Here is an 11,697-nt window from a genome sequence, read left to right on the forward strand (position 1 = left end):
TCCTCGTACTGGGCGTACTTGGATGAGTCCGACTACGCAGCGAGCGTGCGTGCCAGGCGTCGCGGGCCAGGCGGGACTTTCGCAACACGCCCTAGTGCCCATCTGACGGTCCGCCAGCTATCGTGTGCGGGCCCCTGCCCTGCTGCCCGGAGGTTACGGTTCATGGCTCACCGATTGAGGCCCGTGGAACTCGACTTCGTCGATTCCGCACCGCTGCGCCTCGTCTTCGCGGCCGAAGTGCGTGCCGAGCCCTCGGCCGTGTACCGCGCGCTCGCCGAGGATGTCGAGGGCTGGCCCGCCTGGTTCACGGCGGTGACCTCGGCGCGGCCGACCGGCGGGGGCGCGGGCCGGGAGGTCCGGTTGCGCGGTGGCACGCGCTTCCAGGAGACGATCATGAGCGCGGAGCCGGGCTCGCGGTACGCGTACCGCGTCGACGAGACCAACGCGCCGGGCGTGCGGGCGATGCTGGAGGAGTGGCGGCTCACACCGACCGGGTCCGGGACCCGGGTGCAGTGGACCATGGCGGCCGCAGGGGCCGCCCCGTTCCGGCTGGCCCTGCGTCTGGGGCGCCCCGGTGTCGGCCGCGCGTTCCGGGACGCCGTGCGCAATCTCGACCGGCGGCTGGCGACCTGAGTCAGTCCGGCCAGACACCGGTGTCCAGGAACCGCTCGATCGCCGCGGCGTACGGGGCGATGTCAAGGCCCTGTCCGGCCAGCCAGTCGTCCGAGTAGTACTTGTCCAGATAGCGGTCGCCCGAATCGCAGATCAGCGTGACCACGCTGCCCTTCTCCCCCTCGGCCACCATCTCCGCGACGATTTTCAGGGCGCTCCACAGCCCCGTTCCGGTGGAGCCGCCCGCCTTGCGGCCGATGGCCAGCTCCAGGGCGCGTACGGCGGCGACGGTCGCCGCGTCGGGCACCTTCATCATCCGGTCGATGGCCCCAGGGACGAAGCTCGGCTCCATACGCGGCCGGCCGATGCCTTCTATGCGCGAGCCACAGTCGCTGGTGGCGAGCGGATCGCCCTGGGTCCAGCCGTCGAAGAAACAGGAGTTCTCCGGGTCGGGCACACAGATCCTGGTGTCGTACTGCATGTAGTGGACGTAGCGGGCGATGGTCGCCGACGTGCCGCCGGTACCCGCGGTGGCGACGATCCACGCGGGTTCCGGGTAGCGCTCCAACTTCAGCTGCTGGTAGACCGATTCCGCGATGTTGTTGTTGCCGCGCCAGTCGGTGGCCCGCTCGGCGTAGGTGAACTGGTCCATGTAGTGGCCGCCGGTCTGCGCGGCGAGGGCGGCGGACTCCTCGTACATCTTCCGCGAGTCGTCCACGAAGTGGCACTGTCCGCCGTGGAATTCGATCAGCCGGCACTTCTCGGCACTGGTGGTGCGCGGCATCACGGCGATGAACGGCACTCCGATGAGCTTGGCGAAGTACGCCTCGGAGACGGCGGTTGAGCCGCTGGAGGCCTCGATGACGGGCTTGCCCGGCCTGATCCAGCCGTTGCAGAGCCCGTAGAGGAACAGCGAACGCGCCAGGCGGTGCTTGAGGCTGCCGGTGGGATGCGTGGACTCGTCCTTGAGGTAGAGGTCGATCCCCCACTGCTCGGGCAGTGGGAAGCGCAGCAGGTGGGTGTCGGCCGAGCGGTTCGCGTCGGCCTGCACCTTGCGTACGGCCTCTTTCAGCCAGGCCCGGTACGCCGGATCGCTGCGGTCCACGTCTATGGTGGCCAACGCTTCATAGGTGCTCATGCGCCCCGCTCCTCACTCTGGGAAACCTCTCCCCACTGCCAACAATAAGCCCCTCACCTGCACAAACGTTGACTTTGGGGTTCCATAGGGCTGCCTTGTGGGAGTGTTCGGGGATGCGCCCTGGTGTCCGTGCGGTTGCATGGGCAGACTGAGATGCAGGAGCACGTGCGAAGGGGGCGGCGGCCATGTCAGAGCCGGAGTTCAACGCCATGGGTGTGCGGATCGAGCGGTGGCCCCGCTCGCTCACCAAGGCCGGTCAGGTCGTCATCGAGGACGGCAGGCTTGCGCTGCTGACGAGCTATGGGCGGGTGATCGACAGCGCGCCCGTGCGGGCGGTACGGGCCGGCAGGCCCTGGTTCGCGGGCGGTGACAGCACGGTCGCGACGGTCAACGGCACGCGCTACCGGCTGCACATGGGCGGGCCGGACCACGGGCCGGAGGGCGGTGCGCTGACGGGCCGGTTCCTGGAGGCACTGCGCAGGGCCGGCGGCAGCCACGGCTGATGGTGCCGCGCGGGGCGCCCGTACGCGGAGTTGCGAAGTCGTCACTCCTGGTTCACGCTTGACTACATCACTCAGGGTTCACCGGCGGTGACACTGTGACCCAGCCCGCCGGCGCAGACAGCAGGCAGCCAACTGCTGGATCCGATCCTTCGTCTTCTTCCGGACCTATTCGGGGAGTCGCAGCCGTGATCAGCGAGGCAAGCAGGCATTGCACGGTGGAGCTCCAGGCTTTGCCGTCGCGGATCGGTCAGGTCCGCAGAATCGTGTCGGCGCAGCTGCGCTACTGGCATCTCGATCCCTTGATCGACCAGGCAGCGCTCGGCGTCACGGAATTGCTGACCAATGTCCACCGGCACGCTCAGCCGGACAAGCTGTGCACCGTCGAGATCGAGCTGCTCCTCGACCGGCTCACCGTCAAGGTGCACGACCACGATCCACGGATTCCGACGATCGGCACGGCCGGACCGCTGGAGACCACCGGGCGCGGACTCGCAATGATCGACGCGGTGTGCGAGAGCTGGGGGGTGCTGCCCAAGGGTGACGCCGGCAAGATCGTCTGGTTCTCGCTCCCGGCGTCGCTGCCGGTGGCGGCCCCGCTGCCGTACTCGGTCGCTTCGGTGTGCGGGGCGGCAGCGGCGGACGAACCCTTCGCGGTCGTCGGGGCCGAGCCGCGCGAGCGTGCCACGGTCCGGTCGGCCCTGGCGACCTGACCGGTCGACAAGCGGGAGCCGGACAGGGCGCCGGACAGCGGCGGGGCGCCGACCGGGCAACGGACGGCGCCCGCGGTACGCGACCCGGGCCGGCGGCGCAGCCGGTCGCGGTCGTTACACCGCGCCACCCTTGGAGTGCGGTCCGAACTGCTCGTCCAGGACGGACAGCCGGCGCCAGTACTCGTCCTCGTCGATCTCACCGGCGGCGAACCGTCGGCCGAGCACGGCGATCGGCGACGGCTCGCCGTGCATGACGCGATGCTGCCAGGGACCGGGCCGGCCGCGCCTGCCGGTGCGGCGCAGGAGGGTGATGCCGCCGAAGATCGCGGCTGCCCAGATCAGCGGAAAGAGCAGGACCCATGGGCCGGGTCCGTCGTAGGCCAGGGTGTTCATCTTGGTCAGCTCCTCGGTAGTGACGTCTCGTGCGATTCGAGAGTCGCGCCGAGAGGAGGCCCGGGTCGTCGTACGGCCAGCGGCACTTCGGGTACCACCCGGGGAGTATGCGGCGCCTTCGCGCCTGCTTCCGATCCCCGCGCGTTCTCCGGTCTTCCCGCGCTCTCCCCCGCGCTCTCCGGTCCTCCCCCTTCTGTACCTACTAGTATGTACAGTAGATGCATGAGCACCTCCGAGCGGCTGATCGAAGCCACCCGCGAGCTGCTGTGGGAGCGCGGCTATGTGGGCACCAGCCCCAAGGCGATCCAGCAGCAGGCAGGCGCGGGGCAGGGCAGCATGTACCACCACTTCGCGGGCAAGCCGGATCTCGCGCTGGCCGCGATCCGTCGCACGGCCGAGGAGATGCGCACCGCCGCCGAGGTGCCGCTCGGCGGCCCCGGACCGGCGTACGAGCGCATCTCGGCGTACCTGCTGCGCGAGCGCGATGTCCTGCGTGGCTGTCCTGTCGGGCGGCTGACGATGGACCCGGACGTCATCGCCAGTGACGAGTTGCGCGCGCCGGTCGACGAGACGCTCGACTGGCTGCGGGAGCGGCTCGAGGGAATCGTCGAAGAGGGGCAGGGGCGGGGCGAGTTCAGTGCCTCGCTGGTCCCCGGCGAGATCGCGGCGCTGATCGTCGCGACGGTGCAGGGGGGCTATGTGCTCGCGCGGGCGTCCGGTTCGACGGCCGCCTTCGATACGGGTGTGCGGGGCCTGCTCGCCCTGCTCGCGCCCGGCAACTCGTCCGACCGGTGAAGGAGTCAAGGCCGTGCATGCCATGCAGTACGCGATCACCCTGCCAGCCGACTACGACATGGAGATCATCCGCAGGCGCGTCGCCACGAAGGGACACCTGCTCGACGACTTTCCAGGGCTCGGCCTCAAGGCGTATCTGATGCGAGAGCGCGCCGACGGCTCGGCGGTGAACGAGTACGCACCGTTCTACCTGTGGACGACGCCCGAGGGAATGAACTCCTTTCTCCGGGGACCCGGTTTCCAGGGAGTCGTGAACGATTTCGGGCGGCCGCGGGTGCGGCACTGGGCGGGTCTCGCGTACGGGGAGGGCTCGGCGTCCGCGGCCGCCCCACGAACCGCCACGCGCCGCAGGGTGCGCCTCGGGGACGACGAGCAGCCCGCCGGAGCGGTGGAGCGAGCGCTGGAAGCACACCATGAACTCGTGGACACTGAGGGCGTGGTGGCGTCCGCGGTGGCCATCGATCCCGGGCACTGGGAGCTGGTCCACTTCACGCTCTGGGCAGACGGTTCTCCGTTGGGACACGGCGAGCCCTTCCAGGTGCTCCATGTGTCCGCGCCGCACCGCGCCGTTCTGGGGAACGTCTTCGAAGCAGCGTCGTCCGCCCGGAGGGCGGGCCCGGCGGTGTCCGGTGCTGGGGGCACCTCCCGTGCCCGAAGGGCTACGGGGGAGATCGCAAGGCGGAGGATGGAGTCCATGCGGAGCATCGGCGACTGACGACAACGCAGCGAGGGTGCGTGCCAGACGCCGCCGGGCAGACGGATCTTTGAAGACACGACCTGGGCCTCGCGCCGCCGGCGACCCATGACTGCGGACCGCCGGCCGCCGGGCCCCGGACCCTGCCTCAGCCGACCGGGATCAGAGTGAGGTAGGCGAGGCCCAGCACTCCTCGGTAGCCGCGCAGCCAGCGGGCCCGGTGACGGTCCACACGGTCCCGGGTCTCGGCGGCCGCCGGGTGGCCGTCGTGCGTGGCGAGCCACTCCTCCAGGCCTGCGAGGTAGCCGGACTCGAAGTGTTCCCACTCCTCCTCGGTCGCCGTCTCGATCCACTCGATACGGAATCCGGCGGCCGTGGCGGCCTCGGTGAGGGCGACCAGGGGAAGGTGCTCGTCAGCACGGGCGTCCGGCCACATCGCGGCCAGTTCCTCCGGGCTGGGGGTGCGCTGCCAGAAGCCCTCGCCGAAGAGCACCCGTCCGCCCGGGGTGACCAGCGAGCGCAGTGCCTTGAGCGCGGCGGTGGTGACGGTCAGGGTCCCGCCTCCGGTTGCGGCCTCCGGGTCGAGCAGTGCCTGCCCGGAACCCACGCACAGGACGACGTCGGCCGGCCCGCGGCCGGTGCCGGCGGCGGACTCCTCGACGAACTCGACGCGCCCGCCGAGCCCACGCGCGGCAGCGCCCCGGCGTCCACGCGCGAGATCCTCGCCGTTGAGATCGATCCCCACGCCCTTCGCGCCCGGCGCCGCTTCGAGCACCCGCAGCATCAACTCGCCCCAGCCGCAGCCGATGTCGAGGACCGTGGCCGGTTCCTGACGGGTGAGCCGCGCGACCAGCTGCGCGGCCCGGGCTTCGGAGAGAGGCCCGTGGAAGGTGAGGCGGGTGAGCCGGGGCGGAAGATCAGTGTCGGTCATGGCGCGGAACGTTACGACAGGCGTGCCGTTCGCACACCCGGATTCCCTGCTTCGGCTGCCTGTTCACTGCCTCAGTGCCCGTTCCCTGCTTCGGCTGCCGTCACTGCCTCAGTTCCGGTTCACTGCCTCGGCTGCCCGGTGCTCGGACGGACTCCCGGCGCGACTCGTCGCGAACCTGGCAGGCCGGCCCGATGGTTGACCGGGCGTGCTCCGGTGCCGACGCCGCCGGTCGTCGACGTGCCCGTGTTCGCCCGCGTTCAGGACACTCGCTGGGGCAGCACGCTCAGCGGATCGTCCAGCACCGGCTGCCATGCCAGCTCCGCCGCGCCCACCAGGCTGTTGTGGTCGAGGGTGCACGGCAGGATCGGGACGCCGCCGCTGCGGCCCCAGAGGCTGCGGTCGGCGACCACCGCGCGCAGTCGTTCCGGGTCCGCGTCGAGGAGTTCGCGGTGGAGGCCGCCGAGGATGATGCGGTCCGGGTTGAGGATGTTCACCAGACCCGCGAGGCCGAGGCCGAGGCGGTCGACGAGTTCCTCGGCCGCCGCCCGTACCGATGGGTCGTCGTACTCCGTACGGAGCAGGTCGCGGGACTGCTGGAGCAGGGACACCTCGGGGCCCGGGTCGCGGCCGGCGGCGGTGAGGAAGGCCAGGGGGTCGGCCTCGACGTCGAGGCAGCCGCGGCTGCCGCAGTAGCAGGGGCGGCCCTCGGGATTGACGGTGAGGTGGCCGACCTCCAGGGCGAGGCCGGAGCTGCCCGTGTGCAGCCGGCCGTCGAGGACGAGCGCGCCGCCGACGCCGCGGTGTCCGGTGGCGACGCAGAGCAGGTGCTGGGCGCCGCGGCCGGCGCCGTGCCGGTGTTCGGCGAGGGCGGCGAGATTGACGTCGTTGCCGGTGAAAGCAGGTCCTGTGATGCCTGCCGCGCGGACGCGTTCGGCGAAGATGTCGCGGACGGGGGCACCCGCGGGCCAGGCCAGATGCAGCGGGTTCAGCGCGGTGCCCTCGGGCTCGGCCACGGCGGAGGGGACGGCGAGCCCGGCGCCGACGCACCGCCGCCCACTGGCGCGCAGCAGCGCCGCACCGGCCTCGACGACCTCGCCGAGGACCTGGGCCGGGTCGGCGGAGACCGTCACACAGCCGGGGGCGGTCGCGGCGATCGTGCCGCCGAGCCCGACGAGCGCGGCCCGGAAACCGTCGGCGTGCACCTGGGCGGCCAGCACGACGGGGCCGGTGTCGTCCACGGCGAGCCGGTGCGAGGGGCGGCCCTGGGAACCGGCGGCGGCGCCCGGCCGGGAGTCGACGCGGATCAGACCGAGCGCTTCGAGTTCGGCGGCGACGGCGCCCGCGGTGGCGCGTGTGACGCCCAGCTCGGCGGTGAGTACGGCCCGGGTGGGCGCCCGGCCCGTGTGAACCAGTTCCAGTGCGGGGCCGAGTGCGCCGCGGCCTCTCTCCAGCCTCGTCCGGGTGCTCGTCTCCTTGCCGTTCATGGGGGCGAGTCTCCCATGATCCCGGAGGTGAACGGGCGGTCCGGTGGCGGGTGGCCGTTTCGTACGCGCCCTGCCGGCCCGGCGCGTTCGTACGGACGCGAGGAGGGGGAGTCACGGCGACGGGCCGGGAGGGTGCATGAGGGCGCTCGTGATGTTGTCCCGCGCGGTTGTACGGGTGAGCCGGCGGGCCCTATGCTGAGTTTGTGCCGCTACTAAACAAACTACGGACGGCCGCTACGGGGGGCCACGGCGGAGAACCCGCCACCCGCTCCCTCACCCGCCTCCGCACCGCGCTGACCGTCTTCTTCGCACTCGACGGCTTTCTCTTCGCCGGCTGGGTGGTCCGCATCCCCGCCATCAAGCAGCAGACCGGCGCCTCGGCCGGTGATCTGGGGCTCGCGCTCCTGGGGGTGTCGGCCGGCGCAGTCGTGACGATGACCCTCACCGGGCGGCTGTGCCGGCGCTTCGGGAGCCATCCCGTGACCGTCGCCGCCGGGGCCCTGATGTCGCTGGGCATCGCACTCCCCGCACAGACCCGTTCGGCGCTCGCACTCGGCCTCGTACTGCTGGTGTTCGGCGTCGCGTACGGCGGGATCAACGTGGCCATGAACAGCGCCGCCGTGGATCTGGTCGCGGCACTGCGACGGCCGGTCATGCCGAGCTTCCACGCCGCGTTCAGCCTCGGTGGCATGATCGGCGCCGGTCTCGGCGGACTGGTCGCCGCGGGCCTCTCCCCCGCCACGCATCTCTTCGCACTCACCGGCATCGGGCTGCTGCTGACCGCCGCGGCCGGTCCTGAGCTGCTGCGTCATCCCTCACCCGCGGTCCCCGAGCGGACCGGCGCACCGACGGCCCGACCGGCCCGCCCGACCGGACGTACCCGCCGGCTCGTCACGCTCTTCGGCGTGATCGCGCTGTGCACGGCGTACGGCGAGGGGGCACTGGCCGACTGGGGGGCGCTGCACCTGGAGCAGGACCTGGACGCACACCCGGGCATCGCGGCCGCCGGGTACTCGCTCTTCGCGCTCTTCATGACGGTGGGCCGGCTCTCGGGCACGACCCTGCTGGAGCGGCTCGGCCAGACGCGGACGCTGGTCGCGGGCGGCGCAACCGCCTCGGCGGGCATGCTGCTCGGCGCGCTGGCGCCGACGGTGTGGCTCGCGCTGCTCGGCTTCGCCGTGACCGGTCTCGGGCTGGCGAACATCTTTCCGGTGGCCGTGGCCCGCGCCGGGTCCCTGGCCGGGCCGGGGGGCGTGGCCGCCGCGTCCACACTGGGCTACGGCGGGATGCTCGTCGGACCGCCCGCGATCGGCTTTCTCGCCGACTGGGTCTCGCTGCCCGTGGCCCTGACTACGGTGGCGGCGCTGGCCGCCGCGGCCGCCCTGATCGGCTACTCGGCCCGGCGGAGCCCGGCGGCGGCGCGGGACGAGCAGCCACGGGACGAGTAGCCGCACTCAGGCGTACGCCCGACGACGGACGGCGCCGGCCCTGTCGGTGCCGGTCCAGGCGTTCGCGCTCGGCTCGTTCGTGCGCACGCTGCGCGCCAAACGACATTCCGCACACCCCCACGGCACCTGACTGCGCTGGCACAATGCCCGCATGGAGACCGCCGAGCTGATCAAGTGTCTCGTCAGGGAGGGCCAGTTGCTGGCCGTCGCCGCCGACAAGGCGGGCCCGGACGCACCTGTGCCCACCTGCCCGGGATGGCAGATCAGGGACCTCCTGCGGCACACCGGCATGGTGCACCGCTGGGCGACGGCGTTCGTGGCCGAGGGGCACACGACGTACCACCCGGACTCGGGCGAGCCGGACCTGGACGGGGACGATCTGCTGGAGTGGTTCCGGGACGGTCACGGGCTGCTGGTCGGGGCGCTGACCGAGGCCCCCGACGATCTCGACTGCTGGAGTTTCCTGCCCGCGCCCTCGCCACTGGCCTTCTGGGCGCGGCGCCAGACGCATGAGACCGCCGTGCACCGCGTGGATGCCGAGTCCGCGCTCGGCGAGCCCGGCCCCGTACCCACCCGGCTCGCGGCGGACGGCATCGACGAGTTGCTGTGTGCCTTCCACGCCCGCTCCAGGAGCCGTGTGCGGACGGACTCGCCGCGGACCCTGCGGGTACGGGCCACGGACACGGACGACGTCTGGACCGTACGGCTGTCCCCGGAGCCGCCGCGCACCGGGCGCACGGGAGCAGGACCGGCGGACTGCGAGCTGAGCGGCCCCGCCGGGCGGCTCCACCTCGCGCTGTGGAACCGGCTGCCGCTCGACGCCGTGACCGTGACGGGCGATGCGGAACTCGCGCGACTGTGGCGCGAGAACTCCGCGATCACCTGGTCCTGAGCCGCGTCCGACTCGTCCCGGACGGTCAGCCGGCGGGAGTCGCCAGCATCCGGGAGAGCACCGCCCGCTGCAGCGGCTGCACCTCCGCATGGCGCTCGCGGCCCTTGGCCGTGAGCTCCACCCGCACCCCGCGCCGGTCCTCGCTGCACATCACGCGGGTCACCAGGCCGTCCTTCTCCAGCCGTGCCACGAGGCGCGAGAGCGCGCTCTGGCTCAGATGCACCCGGGATGCCAGCTCCTGCACGCGGCAGGACGAGTCGTCGTCCTCCACGGTGCACTCGGCGAGCACATCAAGAACCTCGAAGTCGCTCGCACCCAGCCCGTGCTGATGGAGCTCCCGGTCCAGCTCGCACATCGTGCGCGCGTGCAGCGCGAGGACGCCCCGCCATTCCTCCACGAGCGCGCGCTCGGACTTCTTCGCCGCCATGACCGCACGTTAGCAGAGAAGACCCACTTTGTTGCACCGGAATTAAATGCGTTTGCATTCAATGCATGTGCATGTAGCGTGCTGCCCATGACCTCTCCGCTCAATGTCCCCGCATCACAGGAACGCTGGACGCCGCGGCTGTGGGGCACCCTCCTGGTGCTCTGCGCAGCGATGTTCCTCGACGCCCTCGATGTGTCGATGGTCGGCGTCGCCCTGCCGTCCATCGCCACCGACCTCGGCCTGTCCACCTCGGCCCTGCAGTGGATCGTCAGCGGCTACATCCTCGGCTACGGCGGGCTGCTGCTGCTCGGCGGCCGCGCGGCCGACCTGCTGGGCAGGCGCCGGGTCTTCCTGGTCGCCCTCGCCGTCTTCGCGCTGGCCTCCCTGCTGGGCGGGCTCGTCGACTCCGGACCGCTGCTCATCGCGAGCCGCTTCATCAAGGGCCTGAGCGCCGCGTTCACCGCTCCCGCGGGACTCTCGATCATCACGACGACCTTCAAGGAGGGCCCGCAGCGCAACCGTGCCCTGTCGATCTACACCACCTGCGCCGCGACCGGCTTCTCCATGGGCCTGGTCCTCTCCGGGCTGCTCACCGAAGTCAGCTGGCGGCTGACGATGCTGCTGCCCGCACCCATCGCGCTGATCGCGCTCGTCGTGGGCATGAGGCTGATCCCCCGCAGCAGCCGTGAGGACTCCGGGAAGGGGTACGACGTCCCGGGCGCCGTCACCGGCACCGCCTCGATGCTGCTGCTGGTCTTCACCGTGGTGCAGGCGCCCGAGGTGGGCTGGGCGTCGGCTCGCACGCTGTTGTCGTTCCTGGCCACGGCCCTGCTGTTCGCGGTCTTCGTCACGATCGAGCGACGCAGCCCGCACCCGCTGATCCGGCTGGGGGTGCTGCGCTCGGGCAGCCAGATCCGGGCCAACCTCGGCGCCGCGTTCTTCTTCGGCTCGTACGTCGGATTCCAGTTCCTCGTCACGCAGTACATGCAGTCCCTGCTCGGCTGGTCGGCCCTTCAGACGGCGCTGGCTTTCCTCCCGGCGGGCGCGCTGGTGGCCCTCTCCTCGACGAAGATCGGCTCGGTCGTGGACCGGTTCGGCACCCCGCGGGTGATCGCCACCGGATTCTCGCTGCTGGTGCTCGCCTACGCGCTCTTCCTCCAGATCGACCTGACGCCGAGCTACGCCGCGGTGATCCTGCCGTCGATGCTGCTGCTCGGCGCGGCGTGCGCACTGGTCTTCCCCTCGCTCAACATCCAGGCCACCAACGGGGTGGAGGACCACGAGCAGGGCATGGTCTCCGGTCTGCTGAACACCTCGATCCAGGTCGGCGGCGCGATCTTCCTCGCCGTCGTCACCGCGGTGATCACAGCGTCCGGTGACACCGGCCGCTCCCCGCAGGCGGTGCTCGACAGCTACCGGCCCGGCCTTGTGGTGGTCACCGCGATCGCGGCGGCCGGGCTGCTGATCACGCTGACCGGGCTGCGTGCACGCCGCGCCGCGCAGCACACGGTCGTGGTCGCGAAGTCCGAGCCGGTACGGCAGGTCACCGCCGACGAGCCCGTCGGCGCCCGCGACTGACCGGCCCGGCCCAGGGACAGAGACAGAGACAGGAACCTGGGGTAATACGGCTCAGGGACACGGCCCCGGGGACACGGCGGGGCGGCGGTGTG

12 protein-coding genes and 1 pseudogene are annotated in these 11,697 nt (G+C 71.5%); 8 read left to right on the forward strand and 5 right to left on the reverse strand.

Features of this window, described 5'->3' with window-relative positions; all coding sequences use genetic code 11:
* Window positions 1-162: 162 nt before the first annotated feature.
* Window positions 163-633, forward strand: coding sequence for an SRPBCC family protein (locus ACWGI8_RS28415; protein WP_453665150.1), 471 nt, complete (start codon window positions 163-165; stop codon window positions 631-633).
* 1 nt (window position 634) lies between these two features.
* Here the strand turns inward: ACWGI8_RS28415 and ACWGI8_RS28420 are convergent, their stop codons facing one another.
* Window positions 635-1,750, reverse strand: coding sequence for a PLP-dependent cysteine synthase family protein (locus ACWGI8_RS28420; protein ID WP_453665152.1), 1,116 nt, complete (start codon window positions 1,748-1,750; stop codon window positions 635-637).
* 185 nt (window positions 1,751-1,935) lie between these two features.
* Here ACWGI8_RS28420 and ACWGI8_RS28425 point away from each other — a divergent pair, with 185 nt between their 5' ends.
* Complete coding sequence (locus ACWGI8_RS28425; RefSeq protein ID WP_453665153.1) at window positions 1,936-2,253, forward strand: hypothetical protein; 318 nt, start codon at window positions 1,936-1,938, stop codon at window positions 2,251-2,253.
* A gap of 185 nt (window positions 2,254-2,438) precedes the next feature.
* On the forward strand, window positions 2,439-2,963 hold the full coding sequence (locus tag ACWGI8_RS28430; RefSeq protein ID WP_453665157.1) for an ATP-binding protein: 525 nt from the start codon (window positions 2,439-2,441) through the stop codon (window positions 2,961-2,963).
* Between the two features lie 114 nt (window positions 2,964-3,077).
* Here the strand turns inward: ACWGI8_RS28430 and ACWGI8_RS28435 are convergent, their stop codons facing one another.
* Window positions 3,078-3,356 carry an SHOCT domain-containing protein gene (locus ACWGI8_RS28435; RefSeq protein WP_453665159.1) on the reverse strand — a complete coding sequence of 93 codons (279 nt, stop codon included), beginning with the start codon at window positions 3,354-3,356 and terminating at the stop codon, window positions 3,078-3,080.
* Window positions 3,357-3,563: 207 nt separating this feature from the next.
* Between ACWGI8_RS28435 and ACWGI8_RS28440 the strand changes: the two genes are divergently transcribed.
* Entirely contained in the window at window positions 3,564-4,151 is a 588-nt protein-coding gene (locus ACWGI8_RS28440; RefSeq protein ID WP_453665161.1) for a TetR/AcrR family transcriptional regulator, read from the forward strand.
* A 13-nt stretch (window positions 4,152-4,164) separates the two neighbouring features.
* A pseudogene (locus tag ACWGI8_RS28445) lies at window positions 4,165-4,728 on the forward strand (DUF4865 family protein); the annotation flags it as partial.
* A 265-nt stretch (window positions 4,729-4,993) separates the two neighbouring features.
* On the opposite strand, the gene ACWGI8_RS28450 reads toward ACWGI8_RS28445, so the two are convergent.
* Window positions 4,994-5,776 carry an SAM-dependent methyltransferase gene (locus tag ACWGI8_RS28450; protein WP_453665163.1) on the reverse strand — a complete coding sequence of 261 codons (783 nt, stop codon included), beginning with the start codon at window positions 5,774-5,776 and terminating at the stop codon, window positions 4,994-4,996.
* A 257-nt stretch (window positions 5,777-6,033) separates the two neighbouring features.
* Complete coding sequence (locus tag ACWGI8_RS28455) at window positions 6,034-7,260, reverse strand: ROK family protein (protein ID WP_453665165.1); 1,227 nt, start codon at window positions 7,258-7,260, stop codon at window positions 6,034-6,036.
* Between the two features lie 203 nt (window positions 7,261-7,463).
* On the opposite strand from ACWGI8_RS28455, the gene ACWGI8_RS28460 reads away from it, so the two are divergent.
* Together ACWGI8_RS28460 and ACWGI8_RS28465 are read left to right on the forward strand one after the other, a co-directional pair.
* Entirely contained in the window at window positions 7,464-8,708 is a 1,245-nt protein-coding gene (locus tag ACWGI8_RS28460) for an MFS transporter (protein WP_453665167.1), read from the forward strand.
* A gap of 151 nt (window positions 8,709-8,859) precedes the next feature.
* Entirely contained in the window at window positions 8,860-9,600 is a 741-nt protein-coding gene (locus tag ACWGI8_RS28465; RefSeq protein WP_453665168.1) for a maleylpyruvate isomerase family mycothiol-dependent enzyme, read from the forward strand.
* A 25-nt stretch (window positions 9,601-9,625) separates the two neighbouring features.
* Here the strand turns inward: ACWGI8_RS28465 and ACWGI8_RS28470 are convergent, their stop codons facing one another.
* On the reverse strand, window positions 9,626-10,027 hold the full coding sequence (locus tag ACWGI8_RS28470; RefSeq protein WP_453665170.1) for a MarR family winged helix-turn-helix transcriptional regulator: 402 nt from the start codon (window positions 10,025-10,027) through the stop codon (window positions 9,626-9,628).
* An 87-nt stretch (window positions 10,028-10,114) separates the two neighbouring features.
* Between ACWGI8_RS28470 and ACWGI8_RS28475 the strand changes: the two genes are divergently transcribed.
* Entirely contained in the window at window positions 10,115-11,605 is a 1,491-nt protein-coding gene (locus tag ACWGI8_RS28475) for an MFS transporter (protein ID WP_453665171.1), read from the forward strand.
* The last annotated feature ends 92 nt before the right edge of the window (window positions 11,606-11,697 follow it).

The organism is Streptomyces sp. NPDC054841 (assembly GCF_053611045.1).